Genomic DNA, 23,961 nt, shown 5'->3' on the forward strand with positions numbered 1-23,961 from the left:
GCCCCCGGCGGACCTCCGCACCGCGGGGAACCCGGGCGCCCGACCGCCCTCTCGACCGTCCGGAAAAAAGACCGGACGGCGATGTCGAGAATCCGTGGCCCGCTCCGTCCCCGGGGTGAACGCGACCACAATGGGTCGCACCAGCACCGAGGAGAGAGACCATGGCCAAGTACCTGCTGCTGAAGCACTACCGCGGCGCTCCGGCTGCGGTGAACGACGTGCCCATGGACCACTGGACGCCGGAGGAGATCTCGGCCCACGTCCAGTACATGAACGACTTCGCCGCCCGCCTGGAGCAGTCCGGCGAGTTCGTCGACGGTCAGGCGCTCGCCCCCGAGGGGATGTGGGTCCGCTACGACGGCGAGGGGCGCCCGCCGGTCACCGACGGCCCGTTCGCCGAGACCAAGGACCTCATCGCCGGCTGGATGGTGATCGACGTCGACAGCCGGGAGCGGGCCGTGGAACTCGCCGGGGAACTGTCGGCGGCGCCCGGCGCGGGCGGGAAGCCGATCCACGAGTGGCTGGAGGTGCGCCCCTTCCTGGCCGCGCCGCCCACCATCACGGAGTGCCACTGAGCATGGACGAGGTCCTGCTCAGGAGCCTCACGCCGAGCGTGCTCGGCATCCTCGTCCGCCGCGGAGCAGACTTCGCGGCGGCCGAGGACGCCGTGCAGGACGCGCTGGTCGAGGCGGTCCGCGTCTGGCCGGCCGACCCGCCACGCGACCCCAAGGGCTGGCTGGTCACCGTGGCGTGGCGCAAGTTCCTGGACGCCACCCGGGCGGACGCCGCCCGCCGCCGCCGGGAGGACCTCCACGAGGAGCAGCCGCCGCCCGGGCCCGCGCCCGCCGTGGACGACACCCTCCAGCTGTACTTCCTGTGCGCGCACCCCTCGCTCACCCCGTCGTCCGCGGTCGCCCTCACCCTGCGCGCCGTCGGCGGCCTCACCACCCGCCAGATCGCCCAGGCCTACCTGGTGCCCGAGGCGACCATGGCGCAGCGCATCAGCCGGGCCAAGCGCACCGTGTCCACCGTGCGCCTCGACCGGCCCGGCGACGTCGCCACGGTGCTGCGCGTGCTCTACCTCGTCTTCAACGAGGGCTACTCCGGCGACATCGACCTCGCCGCCGAGGCCATCCGGCTCACCCGGCAGCTCGCGGCCGCGATCGACCATCCCGAGGTGGCGGGCCTGCTCGCCCTGATGCTGCTCCACCACGCCCGGCGCCCCGCACGGACCGCGCCCGACGGCAGCCTGGTGCCGCTCGCCGAGCAGGACCGCGGCCGATGGGACACCGCGGCGATCGCCGAGGGCATCGGGATCCTCCAGGCGGCCCTCGCCCGCGACCGGCTCGGTGAGTTCCAGGCCCAGGCCGCGATCGCGGCGCTGCACGCCGACGCGCCCACCGCCGAGGAGACCGACTGGGTGCAGATCGTGGAGTGGTACGACGAACTGGCGCGCCTGACCGACAGTCCGGTCGTCCGGCTCAACCGCGCGGTCGCGGTCGGCGAGGCCGACGGACCCCGCGCCGGCCTGGCGGCACTCGATGCGCTGGACGCCTCACTGCCCCGCCGCACGGCGGTGGCCGCCTACCTCCACGAGCGCGACGGCGACCTGGCGACGGCGGCACGGCTGTACGCCGAGGCGGCCCACAAGGCGCCCGACCTCGCCGAGCGGGACCACCTGACCCGCCAGGCCGCCCGCCTCAACTCCCGCCTGCGCCGCTGAGGCGCCGCCCGTCACCGCTGCCCGCCCCACTGGCCGCACCGGCGCGCCCGGCGCGGCGGCGGAGCAGCGGGCGGGACGGAGTCGAAGGGCGGCTGTCGGTGCCCGATGGCACGCTGAGGTCAAAGGGAATCAGCGAAAGGACATCGCGGTGATCACCACTGACTTCGCCCCCGGCTCCCCCTGCTGGCTCGACCTGGGCACCCCCGACGTCCGGGCCGCGGCCGCCTTCTACGGCGCCGTCCTCGGCTGGCAGTTCGAGTCCATGGGGGAGGGGGAGGACATGGAAGGCGGCATGTTCCGCAAGGACGGCAAGATCGTCGCAGGTCTCGGGAAACTCACCGAGGAGGGCGCGCGCTCCGCCTGGATGATCTACTACACCGTCACCGACGCGGACGCGACCACCGAGGCGGTGCGGGGCGCGGGCGGCACCGTGCGGGTGGAGCCCAGGGACCTCGACCAGTGGGGCCGGATGGCGCAGTACAGCGACCCGCTGGGCGGCCAGTTCGCGGTCTGGCAGCCGGGCGACACCAAGGGCGTCGACCTCGTGGACCAGCCCGGATCGCTGTCCTGGACGGAGCTGTACACCAGCGACGCGGCCGCCGCGAAGGAGTTCTACGGCGGTGTCCTCGGCTGGAGCTTCAGCGACATGGAACTGCCGGGCGGTGGGGGCACCTACTCGCTGATCACCCCGGCCGGACTGCCCGAGGACCGGATGCACGGCGGTGTGATGCAACTCCGCAAGGAGGATCTCGCCCTGGCGGGCGGGCGGCCCTACTGGCACCCGGTCTTCGCCGTCGCCGACTGCGACGCGGCGGTCGCCGAGGTCACCGGGAACGGCGGCCGCGTCCAGATGGGACCCGAGGACGCGGAAGGCGTCGGCCGCCTGGCCGTCTGCCTCGACCCGTTCGACGCGGACTTCGTGGTGCTCACCCCGGCCGGGAGCTGAGCGCACCGGCACGCCGGCCGGCGGGCGACCACGCGGTGCTCCCGCCGGCCGCCGCCGGAGCCCAGGTCACCCGGTCGGCCGCTGCGCGTACACCTCGATCTCGATCTTCATACGGGGATCGGCCAGACCGCACACGAGCATCGTCGCCGCCGGCCGTACCTCGCCGAAACAGCGGCGCAGCACCGGCCAGCAGGGCTCGAAGTCGGCCCGGTCGGGCAGCAGGTAGCGCACCCGCACCACGTCGGCGAAGGTGCACCCTGCCTCGGCGAGCGCTGCGCCTATGGTGCGCAGGCACTGCTCGGCCTGCTCCACCACGTCGTCGGAGATCGTCATGGTGCTGTAGTCGAACCCGGTCGTGCCGGACACGTGCACCTGGTCGCCGACGACCACGGCACGGGCGTAACCGATCTGCTCCTCGAACGTCGAGCCGCTGAGGATCGCGCGTCGCTCTGTCATGCGCCGCACGCTAAGTGATCAACGCCGGACGGGTCCACCCCCGCCCGGCCGGCCCTCACGTTCATCCGGCCGGGTGCAGCTCCCGCAGGGCGTGCAGCACCTCCTCGTCGGTGACCTGGTGGAAGTCCTCGTACCACTCGCCCACGGACCGCAGGTGCTGCGGCTGGAGCAGCGAGATGACGTCGTCGGCCTCGTCCCGCAGCGCCGCGGCGGTCGCGTGGCCGCAGACCGGCACCGCCAGCGTCAGCCGCAGCGGACCGCCGCGGCGCAGGTGGCGCAGGGCCGCCCGGGCGGTGATCCCCGTGGCCAGCCCGTCGTCCACCACCACGACGCCGTGCCCGCTGATGTCCGGGGCGGCACGTCCGCCGCGGTACAGCCGCTCACGCCGGTGCAGTTCGACGCGCTCCCGGGCGATGTCCGTTCCCAGCTTGTCCTCGGACAGGTGCATGGCCTGGAGCCCGGTACGGTCGAACACCGGCGGGTCGTCGCCGACGATCGCCCCGATGCCCACCTCGGGCGACCCCGGCACCCCGATCTTGCGGACGACCAGCACGTCCAGCGGAACCGCCAGCGCGCGGGCGATCTCCGCCCCGACCGGCACGCCGCCGCGCGGCAGCGCCAGTACCGTCACATTCGCCAGATCGCCGCTGCTCGCCCACTCCAGCAGCCTGACGGCCAGCTCCTGGCCGGCCTGCTTGCGGCTTCGGAATCGCACGGCTCGCTCCCTTCCTCGGCCACCGGTGGCCGGGTATCCGTCCCGCCCCGCCCCTCACCTCCCCGCGCCCGCCCGAACGCGATGCGCCGACGGCCGGATGCCGAGGACCGCAGGCCGGTTCCGACCCACCGGTGCGAGGCGCCCGCACGGGGCGGACGCCGGAGAGCCCGTCACCACCGCACGCCCGCCGAGGCCGGCGCCGGGCGGGCCGGGCGTCGGGAGTGGGCCGGGCCGGCGCTGCCCACGCTGCTGGTCTCCATCGATGCGTTGCTGCTGCTGCCGGGGCTGAGCGCGGACCTCGGGGCCGACACACCGAGCAGCTGTGGAGTGTGGACCTCCACGCGTTCATGCTCGCCGGTTCCTGATCAGGATGAGTACGCCCGGCGACCGCGTCGGCCGCCGCCAGCTGCTGTGACCGGTGCCGTCGCCTTCGGCGCGGCGGAGGCCGCGGGCAGTCCCGCAACGCCGGCCGCGGCCCGCGCGGCGCCGGGGATCGCGGGGCGGCACTGGCACCGTCGACGATGCCCCTGATCACCCACATGTTCCGCGACGCCGGGCAGCTGGCGCTGGCCGTCGGCATCCGGATGGTGTGCCCGACGGCCGGCCGGCCGGCCGCCACCGGTTGGACGCGGTCACCGGCCATCTGCCGGAGACGGCCGGTGACCGCGAGGCCGCCCGGTCCGCCCACCGGTCGGCCGCGCGCCGCACGACGAGCCTGCCCGAGCGGCGCCACCTCGAGGCGCGGGCCAACCGGCTGACACCGTAGGCGTGCACCGCGGCATGGCTCCACCGTTCACGGCACAGTGGAGAGATGACCACAGAGAACGAAGGGGTTCTGGCCGGGGCACGCGTGGCGACCAGGCTTCCCGCCCAGGACCTCGACCGGGCGCGGCGCTTCTACGCCGAGCGGCTCGGTCTGGAACCCGTCGACGAACGGCCCGGTGGGCTGCTGTACCGATGTGCCGGCGCGGATTTCGTGGTGTTCCGCTCGACGGGCACCTCCCCGGGCACCTTCACCCAGATGGCGTTCGAGGTCGACGACATCGAACGCGTCGTGGCGGAGCTCAAACGGCGCGGCGTGGTGTTCGAGGACGTCGACGTGCCGGGGTTCCGCACCAGGGACGGGATCGCCGAGGTCGAGGGGAACTACCCGAGCAAGGGCGCCCGCGGTGAACGCGGCGCGTGGTTCCGCGACAGCGAGGGCAACCTGCTGGGCGTCGGTGAACCCGTCGTGTGAGCCGGTGCGGCCGTCACAGCCGCGGAGCGCCGGTCACCGACATCACCAGGGAGTACAGGGAGGTGGTGGCGGTGATGAACAGACGGTTGTTCTTGGGGCCGCCGAAGGCGATGTTGGAGACGGGCTCGGGGACGCGCAGCCGGCCGATGAGGGTGCCGTCGGGGTCGTAGCAGTGCACGCCGTCGTCGAGGGCGGCGGCCCACAGGCGGCCCTCGTCGTCGAAGCGGATGTTGTCGAAACGGACGTCGCCCCGGCCCTCGGCGAAGACCTTCCCGTCGGAGAGCGTGCCGTCCTCGCGGATGTCGAACGCGTGGATCCTCGCGGCCCGCGAGTCGGAGACGAAGAGCCGCCTCTCGTCCGGCGACAGGATGACCCCGTTCGGTCCCGCGAACCCGTCCGCCGCCAGGTGCACGTCGCCCGACACGGGGTCGATCCGGTACACGTTGCACGCGCCGATCTCGGACTCGGCGCGATGGCCCTCGTAGTCACTGGCGATGCCGAAGTCCGGGTCGGAGAACCAGACGGTGCCGTCGGAGCGGACGACGGAGTCGTTCGGGCTGTTGAGGCGCTTGCCGTCGAACCGGTCGGCGAGGACGGTCACGGTCCCGTCGGGTTCGGTGCGGGTGACACGGCGATTGCCCTGCTCGCAGGTGATCAGGCGGCCCTGCCGGTCGAGGGTGTTGCCGTTGCTGTGCCCGGCCGGGACGCGGAAGACACCCACCGTGCCGGTGGCCTCGTCCCAGCGCAGGATGCGGTCGTTGGGAATGTCGGACCAGATCAGCTGGCGCCAGGCCGGCACGTAGAGCGGACCCTCCGCCCAGCGGCAGTCGTCGTACAGCACCTCCAGCCGGCTGTCGCCGTTCGCGCAGCGTCCCGTGCGGAACCGCTCGTCCAGGATCTCGTACGGGCCGTCGGCGCCGGGCATGGTGCCCCCTCGAAGAGAGTGATCGGAATGTGATGCAACGTAACACGCGAGCGGCCGAACCAGGTACGGTCAGGGCATGAAGCAACTGGATGACATAGACCGCCAGTTGATCGCGCAGCTCCAGCGGGACGCGACGCAGTCGTACGCCGCGCTGGGCGGAGCGGTCGGACTGTCGGCGGGCGCCGCCCACGAGCGCGTACGCAAACTGCGTGCCCAGGGCGTCATCCGGGCCACGACCGTCGACGTCGACCCCACCGCGCTCGACCGCGGCGTCCTCGCCTTCGTCTCGGTCGACTCCACGGCGTGGATGGGCGACCGGGCCGCGGACTTCGCCGCCGTGCCCGAGATCCAGGAGGCCCACGTCGTCGCGGGCAGCGCGACCGTCCTGGTGAAGGTGCGCACCGCGACCACCGAGCAGCTCCAGGACGTGCTGCGCCGGCTGTACGCGATCGACGGGGTCAGCGGGACGCGGGCCACGGTGGTGCTGGAGACCTTCTTCGAACGCCCGCCGGACGTCGGCCGGTCCGCGGCCACCGGTCCTTGACGGGCCGGCAGGTGAGCGTGGCGAGGCCGTCGCCGACGGTACGGCCGGTGACGAGGGCCAGCGGTGTCGTGGCGCCGGGCGTGTCGAAGAGGCGCCGGCCCGCCCCGAGCACGACCGGGAACACGGCGAGCCGCAGTCGACGAGACCGTGCTCCACGCGGGCGCTTCCGCGACCGCTGCGGACGGCGCGCCGCCCGCCCGGCCCGTGTCACAGGTGTTCCGTACGCTCGTCCCCGGACCGCACGGAACGAGGGAGGGCGACGATGGACGTCACCGCGCAGGACGCGATCGAGGCACTGAGGGAGCTGGAGCGGCGGCTGCCGGACCTGTTCACGCTCGAGCCGGGGATGACGGACGCCGAACTGACGGAGGCGGAGCCCCGTCTGCCGGACGGCATACGCACGCTGCTGCGGGCCGTGAGCGCCGTCCACATGGCCGGTGACGACCGGCTGGACCTCGACCCGCGGGTGACCAAGGCCGGAAGCCGGTGGATGCGGGGGCCGGGCGAGGAGAGCCGCGTGCTGCTCTCCCTCGCCACCGGTGACCACTTCTTCGTCGACGTGCACCCCGGGACCGGCGAGTGGGGCGCGGTGTTCTCCCAGTCGGCGGACTTCTTCAGCACCTACGCCTACTGTGCCCGTTCGCTCCCGGAGTTCCTCGTCGACTACGCGCGCGAGGCGCTGGCCCACGCGGACCGGGTGAAGGCCGACCCGGAGGAGTACGACTGGGAGGACGAGGAGTTCGACATCCTGTTTCCCTGCGAGTCGGTGTGGGGCGGGCGCGCGGACGTCCATGGCACTCCGGTGGCCGAGCTGCGCGGCACGGACGACCCCGACCTGGCCGAGGTGGTCGCCGGGCTGCCGGACGAGGCCGTCCTCGTCGATGTGCGCACCCTGGAGCCGCCGCTGCTGATGAAGCTGAGGCCGACGAACCGCAAGCAGGAGGAGTTCGTCCGTCTGGGGCGGCAGCGCCAGTTCGCCGTGGCCGTGCCCGAGAACACGCCACTGCCCGCGCACGACGCGCACTGAGCTGCCCCTGCCCGGGCCCGGTTCGCCGCCGGGCCCGGGCTCGCGGACAGAACCTGACCGCAAGGCTTCCTACGGTCGTGCCATGACACAGACGCAGAAGATCCTCGTCACCGGTGCCACCGGAACCGTCGGCCGCCAGGTCGTCGCCGAACTGCTCGACCGGGGCCACGCGGTACGGGCCCTCACCCGGGACGCGGCACGGGCCGCCCTCCCCGCTGCCGTCGAGGTCGCCCAGGGCGATCTGACCGACCCCGAGGGCCTGGTCCCGGCGCTGGAAGGCGTCACCGGGATCCATCTGATCACCTTCGGCGGGGCCTTCTTCGCCCCGCTGGAGACCGGCCCCCGCATCCTGGAGCTTGCCCGGGCGGCGGGCGTGCGCCGGGTCACCGTGCTGCACGGCGGCGGGCCGTCGCTGCTGGAGGACGCCGTGCGCGCCGACGACGGCGTGGACTGGACGGTGCTCATGCCCGTCGAGTTCATGGCCAACGCCCTGGAGTGGGCCGACGGCATCGTCGCGTCGGACGTGGTCCGTGAGCCGTTCGTCTCCCGGCTCAGTGCCATGGTGCACGAGGGCGACATCGGGGCGGTCGCGGCGGTCGCGCTCACCGAGGAGGGCCACGCCGGGCAGGAGTACGTGATCACCGGACCCGAACTGCTGACGGTCGGCGACAAGGTGGCGGCGATCGCCGCGGCCCGCGGCCGGGACATCGCACTGGTGGAGCTGACCGAGGAGCAGGCCGTCGCGCAGTGGCGGGCGGCCGGGCACTCCGAGGACGTGATCGGCTTCCTGCTGGAGGCGTACGGCAACACGCCGGAGGTCGGCCGGACGGTCCTCGACACGGTCGAGAAGGTGACCGGCCGCCCGGCCCGCACCTTCGGCCGGTGGGCGGCGGAGCACGCGGCGGCGTTCACGAAGGGCCGCTGACCCGGCGGACGTTCCGGGCTGCCGGGGCCGGCGCCCCCGCAGAGGGCGCCGGCCGTCCGGTTCAGCCGAGCAGAGCGGCCACCATCGTGGCGAACTCCTCCGGCGTGGCGAGGCGCACGCCGAGCTGTTCGGCCTTGGCGCGCTTGGATCCGGCACCCTCGCCCACGACCACCAGGCCGGTCTTCTTCGAGACGCTGGAGGAGGAGCGTCCGCCGGCCCGCTCGACGAGTTCGTTCATCTCGTTGCGGGAGAGCTTCTCCAGGCTTCCGGTCATCGCACCCGTCACCACCACCGTCATCCCGGCCAGCGGGCCGCCCTCCGCCGGCGCCGCGGCCTCGCCGTCGGTGGACGCGGCGCCGGCGGGCGGCGCGGGAGTGGCGCCGGGCTCGGTCATGTTGACGCCGGCGGCGGTCAGCTTGTCGATGAGCGGGGCGAGTTCGGCCAGCTCGGCGACGATCGACGGAGCCTTCTCCGCCCCGATGCCCTCGACCCGCTGCATCGCGTCGGCGTCCGCCGCACGGATGGCGTCCATGGTCGCGAAGTACCGGGCTATGCGCCGTGACATGGACCGTCCGGTGCCCCGCACACCCAGCGCGCACAGCACCCGCGACAACGGCTGCTCCTTGGCCTTCGCGAGCGCGGCGAGCAGGTTGTCGGTACTGGTCTCGCCCATCCGCTCCAGCGCGAGCAACTGGTCGCGCCGGAGGGTGAACAGGTCGGCGAGATCGGCGACCAGGCCCGCCTCGACGAGCTGGACGACGCGGGTGGCCCCCAGCCCCTCGATGTCCAGCTGGTCGCGGCCCGCCGCATAGGCGAGCGAGGCGACCAGGTGGCAGTTGCGGCCCTGGGCGCACCGCCAGCGCTCCTCGCCGGTGTCGATGTCCGAACCGCAGCGGGGACACTGCGCGGGGAACACGATGGGCCGCTCCTCACCGGTCCGCAGGTGCGCGACCGGTGCCTCGATCCGCGGGATGACGTCACCGGCCCGGTGCACCATCACGTGGTCGCCCAGGCGCAGGTCCCGGCGGGTGATGTCGGCCGGGTTGTGCAGCGTGGCGTAGGTGATGGTGGAGCCGTCGATGACGACCGGTTCGAGGACGGCGCGCGGCGCGATGATCCCGGTGCGGCCCACGTTCCACTCCACCTCGAGCAGCCGGGTGATCTTCTCCACGGCCGGCAGCTTGTAGGCGACCGCCCAGCGGGGCGCGCGCGAGCCGTTTCCGGCGGCCCGCCGGTCGGCGGCGAGGTCGGCCTTGACGACGATCCCGTCGATGCCGAACGGCAAGTCGGCGCGCAACGCGGCGATCTCCCTCACCCGCTCCAGGACGTCCTCGGGCGTCTCGGCGACCACGTCCGGGACGGCGGTCCGGGCGCTGGTGTGCACACCGAGGTCCGCGGTGAGGGCCATCACCTCGCTGTACGCCAGCTCGTTCAGCCGCTCGGCGAGCGCGCCGTCGGTGCCGGGCAGCGGCAGCAGGCTGTAGCCGAAGAACGTCATCGGCACGGTGTACAGGCGTTCCTTCGCGCGCAGGGTGCCCGCCGCGGCGTTGCGCGGGTTGGCGAACGGCTGCCCGCCGTGGGCGGTGCGCACCTCGTTGGCATGCTCGAACTGGGCGGCCGTCATGAGGACTTCGCCGCGCACCTCCACGGTGACCGGCTCGCCGAGCTTCTCGGGCAGCCCCTCGACGGTGCCGATCGCGTGCGAGACGTCCTCCCCGGCCGTCCCGTCGCCGCGGGTGATCAGCCGGGTGAGGCGGCCGTCGACGTAGCGGGCGGCCATCGCGAGCCCGTCCAGCTTGGGGCCCACGCTGAAGCGTCTCGCGTCACGGCCGGTACGGCGGGACAGGGACGCCGTCCAGGCGGTGAACTCCTCGGCGGAGAACACGTTGTCGAGGCTGAGCATCGGCTCCGTGTGCGGTACGTCGCCCTCCACGGCGCCACCGGCGACCTTCCCGGTGGGGGAGTGCGGCAGTGTCCGATCGGGGTGGGCGGCCTCCCAGTCGGCGATCCCCCGCACCAGCCGGTCGTACGCGTCGTCGTCCAGCGGCGAGGTGCCGCCCGTGTAGTAGGCGGCCGCCGCGCTCACGGCGTCCTCGACCGCCCGAGCGTAGGCGGCGGCATCCACGATCACTGCTGCAGGAGTTGTCATGCGTCGCATCCTGCCGCCCACCACTGACAACGGCCCCGGACCGGCCGCACATCGATGCCATTTGCCTAAAGGCTTTAGGCTGGCGCATAATCATTACAGTCGAAAGGGAGGACGATGATGGTGCGTGCGGGACTGACAGCTGAGCGACTGGCACGCGCCGGCGCGGAGCTCGCCGACGAGGTCGGGTTCGACCGGGTCACCGTCTCCGAACTCGCCCGGCGCTTCGACGTCAAGGTGGCGAGCCTGTACTCCCACATCAGGAACTCCCACGAGCTCAAAACGCGGATCGCGCTGCTCGCCCTGGAGGAACTCGCCGACCGGGCCGCCGACGCCCTGGCCGGCCGGGCCGGCAAGGACGCCCTGGTCGCCCTCGCGGACGTCTACCGCGACTACGCGCGCGAACACCCCGGCCGCTACGCCGCCGCCCAGTACCGGCTCGGCCCCGAGGACGCCGCCGGGAGCGCCGGTGTGCGGCACGCGCAGATGACCCGGGCCCTCCTGCGCGGCTACGACCTGACCGAGCCGGACCAGACCCACGCGGTCCGGCTGCTGGGCAGCGTCTTCCACGGCTACGTCAGCATCGAGATGGGCGGCGGATTCAGCCACAGCGCCCCCGACTCCCAGGAGACCTGGTCGCGCATCCTCGACGCGCTGGACGCCCTGCTGCGCACCTGGCCCTCCTCCTGACGCGCGAGCCACCCGGCGGCCGGCACGCCGGCAGCAACCCCCCGTCCCCCCCCTTCCACCCCGACCGGAACCGAGGACGTACCCCCATGCCCCCGACCCCCGCCACCCCGCCCGGGTGGATCACCACGCCCGTCACCGCGGACCTCGTGCGCGGCGCCCTCGACCTGGAACGCACCGCGCACGGCCTCCTGCCGCACCGCCTGCCCGCGCGGGCCCGCGCCCAGAACACCGACGGCCAGCTCGCCATGGCCGAGTCGCAGCCCTCCGGCGTACGCCTCGTCTTCCGCACCGGGGCGACCGCCGTCGAACTGGACACGCTGCCCACCAAACGGGTCTACGTCGGCGCCCCGCCCCGACCGGACGGCCGGTACGACCTGCTGGTCGACGGGCGCCCGGCGGGCCGGGCCACCGCCGACGGCGGCAACAGCGTGGTCGTCGACCTGACCACGGGAGCGGTCGAGCAGCGGACCGGGGCCGTGGCCACCCTCCGCTTCACCGGCCTGCCGGAGCGGGACAAGACCGTGGAGATATGGCTGCCGCACAACGAGACCACCGAACTCGTGGCGCTGCGCACCGACGCCCCCGTCGAACCGGCGCCCTCCTCCGGACGCAGGACGTGGCTGCACCACGGCAGTTCCATCAGCCACGGCTCCGACGCGGCGAGCCCCACCACCACCTGGCCCGCGCTGGCCGCGTCACTCGGCGGCGTCGACCTGGTCAACCTGGGGTTCGCCGGGGGCGCGGTGCTGGACCCGTTCACCGCGCGGGCCATGCGCGACACGCCCGCCGACCTGATCAGCGTCAAGATCGGCATCAACGTGGTCAACACCGACCTGATGCGGCTGCGCGCCTTCACACCCGCCGTCCACGGTTTCCTCGACACCATCCGCGACGGCCACCCCACCACGCCGCTCCTCGTCGTCTCGCCGGTCCTGTGCCCCATGCACGAGGACACGCCCGGACCCACCGTCTTCGACTTCAGCCGTCTCGCCGAGGGACAGCTGCGGTTCGCCCCGGCAGGCGACGCCCCGGCGCAGGCCGACGGCAGGCTGACGCTCACCGTCATCCGCGACGAGCTGAAGCGCATCGTCGAACAGCGGGCGGCCGACGACCCGAACCTGCACCACCTCGACGGCCGGGAGCTCTACGGCGAGGCGGACCGGGCGGAGCTGCCGCTGCCCGACGAGCTGCACCCCGACGCGGCCACCCACCGCCGCATGGGCGAACGCTTCGCCGCCCGCGTCTTCGCCGGAGACGGCCCGTTCGCGGACGGCCGCGACTGACGGTTCGCGGACGGCCGCGACCCACGGATCGTCCACGGGCCGCCGCGACCGACGGATCGTCTCGTCCACGGGCCGCCGCGACCGGCCGTTTCACGGACGGCCGGTCGTGGACGGCACCGGCTTCCCGGCTACTCGAAGAACTTCAGGCTCCAGCCGGTGTCCGTGTTCGGGCCGGGGACGTTGGCGCGGCTGTAGGTGGTGTTCCCCCACCAGCAGAAGGTGCCCGTGTACCAGTAGCGGTTCTCCCATGTGTACGGCGTCCCCTTCGGCACCGCGTGGAACATCAGCGGGAACCTCGGGCCGGCGGGCGGACTGGTGGCGATGTCGCCGTGCAGCAGCACGAAGCTGTGGTGCCCGGGGCCGTTGACGTGCAGCGTCGGGTCCCAGCCGGCCATCATCGTCGCCCGGTTGGAGCCGAACAGGCAGCCGTTGGACTTGTACCAGTCCCACACGTACGTCGGGTCGCCGCCGGCCCGCAGCCGCAGGTCGGCCAGGCAGTACTGGTCGCTCCAGCTGCCGTTGGCGGAGTACACGATGTGCAACTGGCCGTTCGGGTCCTTGATGGGTTCCGGGCCCTCGTTGATGAACGGGTTGCCCACCACCCGCTCCCAGCTCTCCCGGGGCTGCGAGATGATGTACCGCGCGCCGGTCGGCGTGGTCGGGCTGCTCATCCGGGCGATGTAGATGTTCTGCTCGACGTTGGTGTCCCCGGCCCAGCCGGACCAGACGAACCAGCGCTGGCCGTTGAACGTGAACAGGGTGCCGTCGATGGCCCACTTGTCGTCCGGCAGGGCCAGCCGGGTCTCGGCGGAGTAACCGCTGTCGGGGCTGGCCGAGCTGATCGCGTACATCCGGTGCGCGGAACCCCGCCCGGCCGTGAAGTAGATGTAGTAGCGGCCGCCGTCCATCACGATCTCCGGAGCCCAGACCTCACCGAGGTTCCGGGTGTCCGACCAGACCTGGCGTGGCGTCGCCGACGCCAGCGCGGACGTCGACGCCGCCTGGCGTACGGCGATGCCTCCACCGGTCGACTGCACCGAGATGTACGTGCCTCCGACGCGGATCACACTCGGGTCCGCGGCGCGCAGGGACGTCTGCTCTGCGCGGGCGGGCTCGGCGGACGTCACGGTCATCACGGCGGCGAGCACGCCGGACAGGACGAAACCGAGGACGCCCGCCAGGCGGCGGGAGAGTGTCGTCGTCCTCTGTACGGGTCTGACCATCGGGTTCCGTCACCTCCGCGCCGGGATTTACATCGATGAAACAGCCCTCACAGGATTGTGACTGGCCCTGGACATGTCAATAGCTGCGCCGGCTGCGGGTTGTGGGTTGCCGGTGCCAGGTGCCGGTGTCGACGGCGGTCTCGGTGCAGGTGCCGGGCCGTCCCGTACAGGTGCGGCGCATCACGAGTCGCGCGTAGCCGCTCTGACGGTGCGTCAGCTGTGCGCGAAGCCTGGACAGTCGTCGGACGGCGTGTTGTCATTCCGCTGCACACCGGATTTCCAACGTTGGAAGGGAATCCCGGGCCGAGGCGGTGGCCGCCCTGCTTCGCCATGGCCCCATGCCCTCTGCGCGAGGAAAGGTTCGATGACAAGACAACTCACCCGCCCCAGACCCAGATGGTGGGCCCTGCTGACCGTGACCGCCCTGGCCCTGTCCACGGGCGCACTGGCACCCGCCGCCTCGGCCGTCGTGCCGACGGCCGGCACGTCCGCCGGCGCGGCCGCCGAGGCCGCGGCGTCCGACGTGGAAGTGCACGGCCTCAAGGGCGAGTACTTCACGATGTCGGCCCCGGGCGCCCGGGACTTCGCCGAACTCGGCGGCACCCTGCTGGAACCGCAGATCAACTTCTCCGGACTGACAAGCACCTTCCAGGAGCTGACCGGACGGACGGAGCACACCACCGCCCGCTGGACCGGACAGATCGAGGCCCCGGAGACCGGCGACTACACCTTCTACGCCATCGGCGACAACGGCTTCCGGCTCTTCATCGACGGCGAACCGGTCATCGACCACTGGGAGCCGGACTGGGACCGGGAACAGACCAGTGTCCCCGTCAGACTGACCGCCGGTGAGAAGCACGACTTCCGCCTGGAGATGTTCCAGGACTTCGGCGGGTCGAACATGTACCTGCGCTGGTCGACCCCGACGATGCCCAAGCAGCTCGTCCCGACCACCGCGTTCACCCCGCCCGCCGGCTTCGAGGTCTTCCCGGTCGAGCTCACCGTCGCCGAGGACGGACGGCGGCTGCGCGCCCGGTTCGAGGACGCGGTCGGCGGCATCGAGAACGTCCGGGAACACCTCAGGATCGAGGCCGACACGACGGCCATGCCGATCGGTTCGGTGGCGGTGGCCAAGGACGACCCGCACGCCCTGCTGATCACGCTCTCGGAGCCGATCCAGAAGAACCAGCAGGTCCGGGTGACCTACGACGGCGAAGGCGGCCTCAGGGCCGGCGACGAGACCGTCCCCCGCGTCGTCCGCTACGCCATGAACACCTCCACCCACCGGCTCACCACCCCGTGGGGCGACAAGCTCGACAGGAACAACCCGCTGCCGGAGTACCCGCGCCCGCAGCAGGTGCGCGCGCAGTGGAAGAACCTCAACGGGCCCTGGCAGTTCAGCGGCGCCGAGGCCGGCGAGGAGCCGGTCTTCGGCAAGGACCTCGACGAGAAGATCGTCGTGCCGTTCCCGGTGGAGTCGCAGCTCTCCGGGCTCGAACGGCACGAGGACCACATGTTCTACCGCAAGCTCGTGAACGTGCCGGAGAGCTGGAAGGTCGGCAAGAGCGGCAAGCGGCTCAAGCTCAACTTCGGCGCCGTCGACTACCGGGCCCGCGTCTGGGTCAACGGCACGAAGGTCGCCGAACACACCGGCGGCTACAACGCCTTCAGCGCCGACGTCACCGACGCCCTCAAGGACGGCGGTCCGCAGGAGATCGTGGTCGCGGTCACCGACACCGGCGGCGCCGACCAGCCGATGGGCAAGCAGTCCACCAACCCCGGCGGCATCTTCTACACCCAGTCGTCCGGCATCTGGCAGACCGTGTGGATGGAGCCCGTCGCCGACACCTCCATTGACAACGTAGTCACCACGCCCGACATCGACACCGGCACCCTGGCCGTGACCGTCGAGTCCGACGACGCCTCGAAGGACGCCCGGGTCGAGGCGGTCGCCCGCGACGCCCGCGGCCGGATCGTCGGCCGCGTCAGCGGACCCGCCAACAGCGCGCTCAGTCTGCCCGTCGCCGGGCAGCACCTGTGGAGCCCGGACGACCCCTACCTCTACGACCTCGACGTCAAGCTGACCGACGGCAGGTCGACCGACCGGGTCGGCAGCTACTTCGGCATGCGCGAGATCGGCATCGAGGACGTCGGCGGATTCCGGAAGCTGGTGCTCAACGGCAAGCCGATCTTCTCCCTCGCCACTCTCGACCAGGGCTTCTGGCCCGACGGCCTCTACACCCCGCCGAGCGACAAGGCCCTGGCGTTCGACCTCCAGGCCCACAAGAAGCTCGGCTTCAACGCGGTCCGCAAGCACATCAAGGTCGAGTCGCCGCGCTGGTTCTACCACGCGGACCGGCTGGGACTGCTGGTCTGGCAGGACTTCGTCTCCGGGAACATCACCAACGAGACCGGACGGAAGGCGTTCGTCGACCAGGGCCGGGAGATGATGCGCCAGCACCACAACTCGCCCGCCGTCATCGGCTGGATCGTCTTCAACGAGGGCTGGGGCGAGTGGGACCGCGAGGAGAGCGGCCGGATCGCCGAGTCGGTGAAGGCCGCCGACCCGTCCCGGATCGTCAACGCCCACAGCGGAGTCAACTGCTGCAACTCCAAGGGCGACTCGGGCAAGGGCGACATCATCGACCACCACGACTACAACAACGAGGACCCGCCCTTCCCGGACCACCGGGCGGCCATGGACGGCGAGCACGGCGGCTTCACGCTGCGCACCCCGGGCCACATGTGGCCGGGCGCGCCGACCGTCATCTACAGCGGCGTCGCCGACAAGGAGGCGCTGACCCGCAAGTACGTCGAGAACACCGAGAAGTTCTACCTCGACCAGGCGGGCGCCGAACTCTCCGGCTCGGTCTACACGCAGATCTCCGACCTGGAGAACGAGCTCAACGGCCTCTACACCTACGACCGCCGCGAGATCAAGGTTGACCCGGTCCCGGTGCGTGAGATCAACCGCAAGGTCATCGCCGCCGGCGCCGCGGCGGGCGACCGGGAGCCGCTGACGGGCGGCGGCCACTGGGCCCTCGACGAGGGCGCCGGCACCACCGCCGAGGACAGCGGACCCAACGACAGGCCGCTGACCGTCACCGAGGGCACCGCCTGGACCGGCGGAGTCAGCGGCAGCGCCCTGAAGTTCGACGGCCAGGGACAGTACGCCCAGACCGACGGCCCGGTGCTCGACACCACCGGCAGCTACACCGTCTCCGCCTGGGTCACCCTCGACGCCCTGCCCGGCAACTACGCCACCGCCGTCAGCCAGGACGGACGCCGCCAGGCCAGCCCCTTCTACCTGCAGTACGGGCAGGGGGCCTTCGCCTTCAGCACGCCCGACGGGCAGCGCGCCCGGCTGGAGACGCGGCCGGAGACCGGCCGCTGGTACCACCTGGTCGGCGTGCGCGACGACGCGACCGACCGGATCACGCTGTACGTCGACGGCAAGCGGGCCGCGACCTCCGCGGCCGGCCCCGCCTACGTCGGCTCCGGCCCCCTGGCCGTCGGCCGCGCCCAGTGGAACGGTGGGAACACCGACTTCTGGCACGGCGCGGTCGACCAGGTGCACGCCTACGACAAGGCGCTCACCGCCGAGGAGGTGAGCGCCCTGTACGGCCGGGAGAAGCCGTAGCCACGAAGGTTTTCGGACCGGCGGTCCCGGCGGGAGGGTGTCACGCCCTCCCGCCGGGACCGCGCCGGTTCAGGAGGCGGGGGAGACCGCCACGTTGTCGAAGGACGCGGCGGTGTCGAAGACCCGGACGCCGTTGGCGCCGCTGCGGTACGTGTCGTCGGTGACCGAGATCTTCGGCGTCATGAGGTCGTCGACGTACACCTTGAGGGACGGGCCGACGGCCGTGACGCGCAGCCGGTGGGAGGTGCCGGGAGTGACGGACACCCGGGCGGATCCGAGCGGGGTCCAGGAGTCGTCGGCCCGGCCGAGGACCACCGTGCCGTCCCCGCCGATGCCCGCGTAGTACCCGGAGTAGCGGTCGACGCCCGTGCCCGGCCGGCTCGCCCGGAACACCAGACCGGCGTCGCCCCGGCCCGCGGCCGGCGTGACGTCGGCGTCGTAGGTGAAGTCGGCGAAGTTCGTGTCGAGCAGCGCCTTGCCGCCGAGCGAGCGGCCCGCCCGGTAGCGGCCGCCGGCCGCCGCCCAGGTACCGCCGTAGGTCTTCCAGCCCAGCGCGTTGCCGTCGGCGAAGTTGTCCCGCACCTTCATCTCGATGCGCCGGATCGTGCCGTCGGGCCGGAAGTACATGCGGTCGTACGCCAGTTGACGGTGGTTGCCGTCCGTCTCGCCGAGCGGGCGGCGGTGGTAGAAGATGTACCAGATGTCGGTGCCGGGCACGTTGACGACCGAGTTGTGGCCGGAGCCCTTGGCGACCGCCGGGTCCTGGGCGAGCACCTTGTCGAGCTTCTCGAACGGACCGGTCGGCGAGTCCGAGACGGCGTACGAGACGGAGTAGTCGGGACCCGTCCAGCCGCCCTCCGACCACATCAGGTAGTACTTCCCGCCCCGCTTGAACATCTGCGGGCCCTCGACGTAGTCGGCCGGGGTGATCTCCTTGAACGTCGACCCGTCGGCGAAGGTGCCGAGGCTGGTCATGTCCGGGTTGAGCTTGACCACGTTGGCGTGGCCCCAGCCGCCGTAGTACATGTACGCCTGGCCGTCGTCGTCGATGAAGACGTCCTGGTCGATGGGCTGGGCGCCGTTGTGGAACTGCGAGATCAGCGGCCGTCCGATGGCGTCCTCGTACGGGCCCTCGGGACGGTCGGCGACGGCCACGCCGATGCCGCCGAGCTGGGAGTCGTTCTGGATGTCGTTGGCGGCGAAGTACAGGTAGTACTTGCCGTTCCGCTCGATCGGCGCGGGCGCCCACATCGCGCGCCGCGCCCAGGAGATGCTCGCCTTCGTCAGGACGTTGCTGTGCTTGGTCCAGTGCACCAGGTCGGTGGAGGAGAACGCGTCGAGGTGGGTCTGCTCGTCGTACGGCCTGGAGGTGGTGGGGAACACCCAGTAGGCGCCGTCGTACACCGCGATGTCGGGGTCGGCGTACCAGCCGTCGACGAAGGGGTTGCCGGCCTCGGCGGTGGTGTGGTCGGGAATGCCGGGCGCGGCGAGGGCGGCCGAGGGTGACAGCGTTGTCAACAGGCCGCCGGCGAGCATCGCGGCGCAGCACTTGACGGCGAGTCCGGTCGTTCTGGCAGTCATCGTCCGAGAACTCCAAACGGTCGGGGGCGGGTTCGGGCGTGGGAGACGTGCGCGTGCGTCGAGCGGCCGGTCGCGCGGTGCACGCGACCGGCCGCCCGGTACCGGACGGGGGCGGGGCCGGCGGACCGGCCGCCCCGTCCGGAGCTCTACATCAGTTGTCGTCTGCGGCCCAGCCAGGTCTGGGCGACGACCACCACCGCGAGGAAGGCGCCGCTGACGACCTGCTGGTAGGAGGAGTCCAGCGAGCCGATCTGGTTGATGACGTTCTGGATCACCTTCAGCAGCAGCACCCCGACCAGTGACCCGCTGACGTAGCCGAGCCCGCCGGTGAGCAGGGTGCCGCCGATGACGACGGCGGAGATGGCCTCCAGTTCCATGCCATTGCCGAGGATGGTCACACCGGAGGCGAGCCAGGCGGCGTTGAGCGCGCCGGCCAGTCCGGCCAGCAGCCCGGACAGCGTGTAGACGAGGATCTTGGTGCGCGCCACCGGGGCGCCCATCAGGGCCGCCGCGTCCTCGTTGCCGCCGACCGCGTACACGTGCTGCCCGAAGCGCGTGCGCCGCAGCACGACGGCCCCGGCGACGAACAGCGCCAGCGTGATCCACACCGGGTTGCCGAGGCCGAACGTGGTGCCCTGGCCGAGCTCCGCGAGGAACGAGCCCTTGCCGATCAGATAGGTGTCGGCGCCCTCGTCGGTCAGGGCCAGCATCAGGCCCCGCGCGCCGAGCATGGCGGCCAGCGTGACGATGAACGGCGCCAGCCGGGACCGGGCCACGAGCAGCCCGTTGACGACGCCGATGGCCCCGCACACCAGCAGCGGCAGCAGCAGCGCCACCAGCGTGCCGTGCCGGGAGCCCCAGGCCGCCAGGACCCCGCCGAGCGCGAACAGCGAGCCGACCGACAGGTCGATGCCGCCGGTGATGATCACGAACGTCATGCCGAGCGCGACGATCGCGAGGAACGCCGAACTCGTCGCCATGTTGCCGATGTTGTCGCCGGTGGCGAAGGAGTCGAAGCTGAACGACGCCACCAGCGAGACGAGCACCAGCACCGCCAGCGCGCCGTGCTGCTGGACCAGCGCGGTCAGCCGCTCCGAGCGGGCCGGGCCCGTGGGCCCGGCGGCCGCCGCCGGCTCCGCGCCGCGCGCCGCGGCCGTCCGCGCGTCCGTCTTCGTGACGGTCATCGCTTCCCCCGTCCCCGTGCCGCGTAGACCGCGCACACGATCACTATGGCCTGCGCGATCTGGGTCCAGGAAGGCGGCAGATCGTGCTTGATGAGGGTGGCGGTGAGCAACTGGATGAGGACGGCTCCCGCCACGGTGCCGGCGATGTTCACCCGGCCGCCGGTCAGCGGTGTCCCGCCGACCACGACGGCGGTGATGGCGGACAGTTCCATCAGGTTGCCCAGCGACGTCGGGTCGCTGGCCTGGAGCCGGGCCGTGGCCAGGACGCCCGCCACGGCCGCGAGGAGCGCGCAGACCACGTACACCACGATCAGCACCCGGCGCACCGGCAGGCCGGCGAGCTGCGCGGCGGGACGGCTGTCGCCGATGGCGAGCAGCTGCCGCCCGAAGGTGGTGCGGCGCACCACGAACGCCACCAGCAGCGCCAGCACGGCCGCGATCAGGATCAGGTACGGGACGCCCAGCACGTCGCCGGAGCCGAGGGAGGCCAGCGCGGGGTTGCGCAGGTCCTCCAGCTGCGGCAGCAGCACCAGGGCCAGGCCGCGGCCGCCGACCATGAGCGCCAGTGTGGCCACGATCGGCTGCACCCCGACGAACGCGACCAGCGCCCCGTTGGCCAGCCCCGCACCGGCCGCGAACACCGCCACCACCAGCAGGGCCGGCAGCAGGCCGTAACCGAGGTACAGGGCCGTCACGGACGCCGCCAGGGCCATCACGGCCCCGACCGACAGGTCGACGCCCTCGGTCCCGATGACCAGGGCCATGCCCAGCGCGACGATGATGACGGGCGCGACCTGCACGGCCTGGGTGCGGAAGTTCTCCGCGGACAGGAAGTGCGGGGTGATGACGATGTTGACGACCAGCAGCAGCGCCACACCGGCGTAGACGCCGTAGGTCTGCAGCCACCGCAGGACGCGGGTCCGATCCAGCGGGACGGTCTTGAGGGTGGCTTCAGCCATCGGTGGCCGCCTCCTCGACCGCGTCCCGGTCCGGGGCGTGCCCGGCGATGGTCCGCATCAGCTTGTCCTCGGTGACCTCGTCGCCGGTCAGCTCGCCGACGACCGCACCGTCCTTCAGTACGACCACGCGGTCGGACCCTTCGATCAGTTCCTCCAGGTCGGAGGAGATGAGCAGGACGCCCAGGCCGTCCGCGGCCAGTTCGTCCACGAGTTTCTGCACCTCGGCCTTGGCGCCGACGTCGATGCCCCGGGTGGGCTCGTCCAGCAGCAGCACCTTCGGGTTCATCGCCAGCCAGCGGGCCAGCAGTACCTTCTGCTGGTTGCCGCCGGACAGTTCGCCGACCTTCTGCTGCGGCGAGGACGCCTTGATGCGCAGCCGCTCGATGAACGTGTCGACGATGCTGTCGACGCGCGCCTCGGAGACCAGTCCGAAGCGGGAGAGCCGGGGCAGCACGGCGAGCGAGATGTTCTCCCGGACCGACAGACCGGGGACGATGCCCTCGCTCTTGCGGTCCTCCGGCAGCAGGCTGATGCCGGCCCGGATCGCCGCGGGAGTCGAACCGCCGCGCAACGGCACCCCGGCCACCGTCACCCTGCCCGAACTCGTGGCCAGCGCACCGGAGATGGCCTTCGCCGTCTCGGTGCGCCCGGAGCCGAGCAGTCCGCCCAGGCCGACGACCTCGCCGGGGCGGATGCTCACCGAGACGCCGTGCAACTGGTGCGGCACCGTCAGGTCCCGTGCCTCGAGGACGGGGTCGGTGTCGGCGGCGTGATGGTCGCCGGTGAACTTGGTCAGGCCCTCGGAGCGGACCTCGCCCAGTTCCCGGCCCAGCATCGTGGAGACCAGGGAGAGCCGGTCGAGGTCGGCGAGCCGGCCGTGGTGCACGCGCCGGCCGTCGCGCAGCACGGTGACCGTGTCGCACACGGCGTACAGCTCGTCGAGCCGGTGGCTGACGTAGATGACGGCGATGCCGTCGTCGCGGAGCCGGCGGATCACCGAGAACAGCGTCTCCACCTCCCGCGGTTCGAGCGAGGAGGTCGGTTCGTCCATGATGACGATCCGCGCCTCGCTCGCCACGGCACGCGCCAGGGCGACCATCTGCTGGGCGCCGACACCGAGGGTGCGCAGCGGACGGCGGACGTCCACCCGGACGCCGTAGGCGCCCAGCGCCTCCTCGGCCTCGCGGTGCATGCGGGCGAAGTCCAGCAGGCCGAAGCGGTTGCGCGGCTCGCGGCCCAGGAACAGGTTGCGGGCCACGCTCAGCAGCGGGATGAGATTGACCTCCTGGTAGATGGTCGAGATCCCGGCCTTCTGCGCGTCCAGCGGCGTGGCGAAGGAGACCGCGCTGCCCTGGAAAACGATGTCACCGGCGTCGGGCCGGTGCACACCCGTGAGGAGTTTGATGAGGGTCGACTTGCCGGCGCCGTTCTCGCCGATCAGGGCGTGGACCTCACCGGGGTGCAGGGTCAGGTCCACGTCGTCCAGGGCCCGGACGCCGGGGAAGGTCTTGCTCAGTCCGCGGACGGCGAGGACTTCGGCGGGGGGAGCCACCTGTGCCTCCAGCATGAAAAGGGTGACGTTCGGACAGGGGGCCCGGAGACCGGGCCCCGCGGCGGATCAGTAGGCCTTGCCGAGGTCCTGCTCGGCGTTGTCGGCGTCGTAGGCGCTGTCCTGGATCACGATGTCCTGCGGGACTTCCTTGCCCTGGGTGAAGGTGTCCAGCGTCTGGAACGCCAGCGGGCCGAACCTCGGGTTGGACTCGATGACGCCGCTGATCCAGCCGTCGACGACGCCCTGGACGGCGTTGCGCGTGCCGTCGACCGTGACGATCTTGACGTCGCCGGCCTTCTTGCCGGCGCCCTTGAGCGCGGCCACCGCGCCGAGGCCCATCTCGTCGTTCTCCGCGTAGATGCCCTTGATGCCGGGCTTGGACTGGATGAGCTGCTCGGTGACCTGCTGGCCCTTCTCGCGGGTGAAGTCACCGGTCTGCTCGAAGACCACCTTCAGCCCGGGGGCCTTCTCGGCGACGCGCTCCTTGAAGCCCTTGGTGCGTTCGGTGGTGACGTTGTTCCCGGCCGAGCCGAGCAGGATGGCGACCTCGCCCTTGCCGCCGGTGGCCTCGATCATCTGGTCGGCGGCGCGCCGGCCCTGCTCGACGAAGTCCGAGGCGATGAAGGAGACGTAGTCCTTGCAGGCCGTGGCGTTGATCTTGCGGTCGATGGTGACGATCGGCACCTTCTTGGCGGCGGCGGCCTGCAGCACCGGGTCCCAGCCGTCGGAGTTGAGCGGCGCGATCACCAGCAGGTCGGCGCCCTTGGCGAGCAGGTCCTGGACGTCGCTGATCTGCTTGGAGAACTGCGACTGGGCGTTGGCCGTCAGCAGCTTGACGCCTCTCCTGGCCGCCTCGTCCTTGATGGACTGCGTCTCCGCGATGCGGAACGGGTTGGCCTCCTTCTCCGACTGGGAGAAGCCGACCGTGGCGTCCTCGAGGTCGATCTTCTTGCCGCCGTAGGCCTCGATGGTGCAGGTCTTGCTGCCCGGCTTCGGCGTGACGACCTTCTGGCCGGCGTCGGCGGCCGCCGAGGGCTTCTTGTCGCCCGACGCGTCGTCCTCCGACTTGGCACAGGAGCTGGCGGTCAGGGCCACGGCGGCGGCCAAGGCCACGGCCACGGGACGGGCGAGGAGGCGGGAACGGTGAGTGGTGCGCTGCATGGTGACCCCGATCCGGGTGACGCTGAAAAGGTGAATGGGGAGCG

Annotated in this window: 21 protein-coding genes; 11 read left to right on the top strand and 10 right to left on the bottom strand. The window is 72.0% G+C overall.

Annotated features, from left to right (window positions below):
* The first annotated feature begins 161 nt into the window (after positions 1-161).
* From FGW31_RS33775 to FGW31_RS33785, 3 genes are all read left to right on the top strand, one after another.
* Entirely contained in the window at positions 162-575 is a 414-nt protein-coding gene (locus FGW31_RS33775) for a YciI family protein (protein ID WP_142197421.1), read from the top strand.
* Between the two features lie 2 nt (positions 576-577).
* Entirely contained in the window at positions 578-1,723 is a 1,146-nt protein-coding gene (locus FGW31_RS33780; RefSeq protein ID WP_142197493.1) for an RNA polymerase sigma factor, read from the top strand.
* 148 nt (positions 1,724-1,871) lie between these two features.
* Entirely contained in the window at positions 1,872-2,669 is a 798-nt protein-coding gene (locus FGW31_RS33785) for a VOC family protein (protein ID WP_142197422.1), read from the top strand.
* A gap of 66 nt (positions 2,670-2,735) precedes the next feature.
* Here the strand turns inward: FGW31_RS33785 and FGW31_RS33790 are convergent, their stop codons facing one another.
* Together FGW31_RS33790 and FGW31_RS33795 are read right to left on the bottom strand one after the other, a co-directional pair.
* Positions 2,736-3,125, bottom strand: a complete 390-nt coding sequence (locus tag FGW31_RS33790) for a RidA family protein (RefSeq protein ID WP_142197423.1) — start codon at positions 3,123-3,125, stop codon at positions 2,736-2,738.
* A 61-nt stretch (positions 3,126-3,186) separates the two neighbouring features.
* Positions 3,187-3,840: a phosphoribosyltransferase gene (locus tag FGW31_RS33795; protein ID WP_142197424.1), complete on the bottom strand. Its 654-nt coding sequence runs from the start codon at positions 3,838-3,840 to the stop codon at positions 3,187-3,189.
* A gap of 589 nt (positions 3,841-4,429) precedes the next feature.
* Between FGW31_RS33795 and FGW31_RS33800 the strand changes: the two genes are divergently transcribed.
* Positions 4,430-4,606: a hypothetical protein gene (locus tag FGW31_RS33800; protein ID WP_182675147.1), complete on the top strand. Its 177-nt coding sequence runs from the start codon at positions 4,430-4,432 to the stop codon at positions 4,604-4,606.
* A 45-nt stretch (positions 4,607-4,651) separates the two neighbouring features.
* Positions 4,652-5,077: a VOC family protein gene (locus FGW31_RS33805; RefSeq protein ID WP_142197425.1), complete on the top strand. Its 426-nt coding sequence runs from the start codon at positions 4,652-4,654 to the stop codon at positions 5,075-5,077.
* Positions 5,078-5,090: 13 nt separating this feature from the next.
* Here FGW31_RS33805 and FGW31_RS33810 read toward each other — a convergent pair whose 3' ends face one another.
* Positions 5,091-6,002: an SMP-30/gluconolactonase/LRE family protein gene (locus FGW31_RS33810; RefSeq protein WP_142197426.1), complete on the bottom strand. Its 912-nt coding sequence runs from the start codon at positions 6,000-6,002 to the stop codon at positions 5,091-5,093.
* Positions 6,003-6,087: 85 nt separating this feature from the next.
* Between FGW31_RS33810 and FGW31_RS33815 the strand changes: the two genes are divergently transcribed.
* From FGW31_RS33815 to FGW31_RS33825, 3 genes are all read left to right on the top strand, one after another.
* Positions 6,088-6,546 carry an Lrp/AsnC family transcriptional regulator gene (locus tag FGW31_RS33815; RefSeq protein ID WP_142197494.1) on the top strand — a complete coding sequence of 153 codons (459 nt, stop codon included), beginning with the start codon at positions 6,088-6,090 and terminating at the stop codon, positions 6,544-6,546.
* Positions 6,547-6,808: 262 nt separating this feature from the next.
* Positions 6,809-7,573, top strand: coding sequence for a hypothetical protein (locus FGW31_RS33820; RefSeq protein ID WP_142197428.1), 765 nt, complete (start codon positions 6,809-6,811; stop codon positions 7,571-7,573).
* Positions 7,574-7,655: 82 nt separating this feature from the next.
* Positions 7,656-8,498 (top strand): NmrA family NAD(P)-binding protein, encoded by an 843-nt coding sequence (locus tag FGW31_RS33825; RefSeq protein WP_142197429.1) that lies wholly within the window; start codon positions 7,656-7,658, stop codon positions 8,496-8,498.
* A 61-nt stretch (positions 8,499-8,559) separates the two neighbouring features.
* Here the strand turns inward: FGW31_RS33825 and ligA are convergent, their stop codons facing one another.
* Positions 8,560-10,647 carry an NAD-dependent DNA ligase LigA gene (gene ligA, locus FGW31_RS33830; protein ID WP_182675145.1) on the bottom strand — a complete coding sequence of 696 codons (2,088 nt, stop codon included), beginning with the start codon at positions 10,645-10,647 and terminating at the stop codon, positions 8,560-8,562.
* Positions 10,648-10,764: 117 nt separating this feature from the next.
* Here ligA and FGW31_RS33835 point away from each other — a divergent pair, with 117 nt between their 5' ends.
* Positions 10,765-11,334 (top strand): TetR/AcrR family transcriptional regulator, encoded by a 570-nt coding sequence (locus FGW31_RS33835; protein ID WP_142197431.1) that lies wholly within the window; start codon positions 10,765-10,767, stop codon positions 11,332-11,334.
* 86 nt (positions 11,335-11,420) lie between these two features.
* Entirely contained in the window at positions 11,421-12,617 is a 1,197-nt protein-coding gene (locus tag FGW31_RS33840; RefSeq protein ID WP_142197433.1) for a GDSL-type esterase/lipase family protein, read from the top strand.
* A 128-nt stretch (positions 12,618-12,745) separates the two neighbouring features.
* On the opposite strand, the gene FGW31_RS33845 is transcribed toward FGW31_RS33840, so the two are convergent.
* On the bottom strand, positions 12,746-13,840 hold the full coding sequence (locus tag FGW31_RS33845) for a glycoside hydrolase family 43 protein (protein WP_142197434.1): 1,095 nt from the start codon (positions 13,838-13,840) through the stop codon (positions 12,746-12,748).
* 364 nt (positions 13,841-14,204) lie between these two features.
* Here FGW31_RS33845 and FGW31_RS33850 point away from each other — a divergent pair, with 364 nt between their 5' ends.
* Complete coding sequence (locus FGW31_RS33850) at positions 14,205-17,480, top strand: LamG-like jellyroll fold domain-containing protein (protein ID WP_142197435.1); 3,276 nt, start codon at positions 14,205-14,207, stop codon at positions 17,478-17,480.
* A 69-nt stretch (positions 17,481-17,549) separates the two neighbouring features.
* Here the strand turns inward: FGW31_RS33850 and FGW31_RS33855 are convergent, their stop codons facing one another.
* The 5 genes from FGW31_RS33855 to FGW31_RS33875 form a co-directional block, all read right to left on the bottom strand.
* Positions 17,550-19,061, bottom strand: coding sequence for a glycoside hydrolase family 43 protein (locus FGW31_RS33855; protein WP_142197436.1), 1,512 nt, complete (start codon positions 19,059-19,061; stop codon positions 17,550-17,552).
* A 146-nt stretch (positions 19,062-19,207) separates the two neighbouring features.
* On the bottom strand, positions 19,208-20,245 hold the full coding sequence (locus FGW31_RS33860) for an ABC transporter permease (RefSeq protein WP_142197437.1): 1,038 nt from the start codon (positions 20,243-20,245) through the stop codon (positions 19,208-19,210).
* On the bottom strand, positions 20,242-21,204 hold the full coding sequence (locus FGW31_RS33865) for an ABC transporter permease (RefSeq protein ID WP_142197438.1): 963 nt from the start codon (positions 21,202-21,204) through the stop codon (positions 20,242-20,244). The genes FGW31_RS33860 and FGW31_RS33865 overlap by 4 nt, the downstream gene beginning before the upstream one ends.
* The gene (locus tag FGW31_RS33870) at positions 21,197-22,756 is read right to left on the bottom strand and encodes a sugar ABC transporter ATP-binding protein (protein ID WP_142197495.1); all 1,560 of its coding nucleotides are present in this window, start codon (positions 22,754-22,756) and stop codon (positions 21,197-21,199) included. The genes FGW31_RS33865 and FGW31_RS33870 overlap by 8 nt, the downstream gene beginning before the upstream one ends.
* A gap of 66 nt (positions 22,757-22,822) precedes the next feature.
* Positions 22,823-23,917, bottom strand: coding sequence for an ABC transporter substrate-binding protein (locus FGW31_RS33875; RefSeq protein ID WP_142197439.1), 1,095 nt, complete (start codon positions 23,915-23,917; stop codon positions 22,823-22,825).
* Between the last annotated feature and the right edge of the window lie 44 nt (positions 23,918-23,961).

It is taken from the genome of Streptomyces calvus, from assembly GCF_006782915.1.
In the GTDB taxonomy this organism is placed as follows: domain Bacteria; phylum Actinomycetota; class Actinomycetes; order Streptomycetales; family Streptomycetaceae; genus Streptomyces; species Streptomyces calvus.

What these genes read in the sequence shown, in the direction of transcription:
- FGW31_RS33775 (WP_142197421.1), top strand. Translation starts at nt 162, where the DNA reads ATGGCCAAGTACCTGCTGCTGAAGCACTACCGCGGCGCTCCGGCTGCG.
- FGW31_RS33780 (WP_142197493.1), top strand. Translation starts at nt 578, where the DNA reads ATGGACGAGGTCCTGCTCAGGAGCCTCACGCCGAGCGTGCTCGGCATC.
- FGW31_RS33790 (WP_142197423.1), bottom strand. Translation starts at nt 3,125, where the DNA reads ATGACAGAGCGACGCGCGATCCTCAGCGGCTCGACGTTCGAGGAGCAG.
- FGW31_RS33805 (WP_142197425.1), top strand. Translation starts at nt 4,652, where the DNA reads ATGACCACAGAGAACGAAGGGGTTCTGGCCGGGGCACGCGTGGCGACC.
- FGW31_RS33810 (WP_142197426.1), bottom strand. Translation starts at nt 6,002, where the DNA reads ATGCCCGGCGCCGACGGCCCGTACGAGATCCTGGACGAGCGGTTCCGC.
- FGW31_RS33820 (WP_142197428.1), top strand. Translation starts at nt 6,809, where the DNA reads ATGGACGTCACCGCGCAGGACGCGATCGAGGCACTGAGGGAGCTGGAG.
- FGW31_RS33825 (WP_142197429.1), top strand. Translation starts at nt 7,656, where the DNA reads ATGACACAGACGCAGAAGATCCTCGTCACCGGTGCCACCGGAACCGTC.
- ligA (WP_182675145.1), bottom strand. Translation starts at nt 10,647, where the DNA reads ATGACAACTCCTGCAGCAGTGATCGTGGATGCCGCCGCCTACGCTCGG.
- FGW31_RS33835 (WP_142197431.1), top strand. Translation starts at nt 10,765, where the DNA reads ATGGTGCGTGCGGGACTGACAGCTGAGCGACTGGCACGCGCCGGCGCG.
- FGW31_RS33840 (WP_142197433.1), top strand. Translation starts at nt 11,421, where the DNA reads ATGCCCCCGACCCCCGCCACCCCGCCCGGGTGGATCACCACGCCCGTC.
- FGW31_RS33845 (WP_142197434.1), bottom strand. Translation starts at nt 13,840, where the DNA reads ATGGTCAGACCCGTACAGAGGACGACGACACTCTCCCGCCGCCTGGCG.
- FGW31_RS33850 (WP_142197435.1), top strand. Translation starts at nt 14,205, where the DNA reads ATGACAAGACAACTCACCCGCCCCAGACCCAGATGGTGGGCCCTGCTG.
- FGW31_RS33855 (WP_142197436.1), bottom strand. Translation starts at nt 19,061, where the DNA reads ATGACTGCCAGAACGACCGGACTCGCCGTCAAGTGCTGCGCCGCGATG.
- FGW31_RS33860 (WP_142197437.1), bottom strand. Translation starts at nt 20,245, where the DNA reads ATGACCGTCACGAAGACGGACGCGCGGACGGCCGCGGCGCGCGGCGCG.
- FGW31_RS33865 (WP_142197438.1), bottom strand. Translation starts at nt 21,204, where the DNA reads ATGGCTGAAGCCACCCTCAAGACCGTCCCGCTGGATCGGACCCGCGTC.
- FGW31_RS33875 (WP_142197439.1), bottom strand. Translation starts at nt 23,917, where the DNA reads ATGCAGCGCACCACTCACCGTTCCCGCCTCCTCGCCCGTCCCGTGGCC.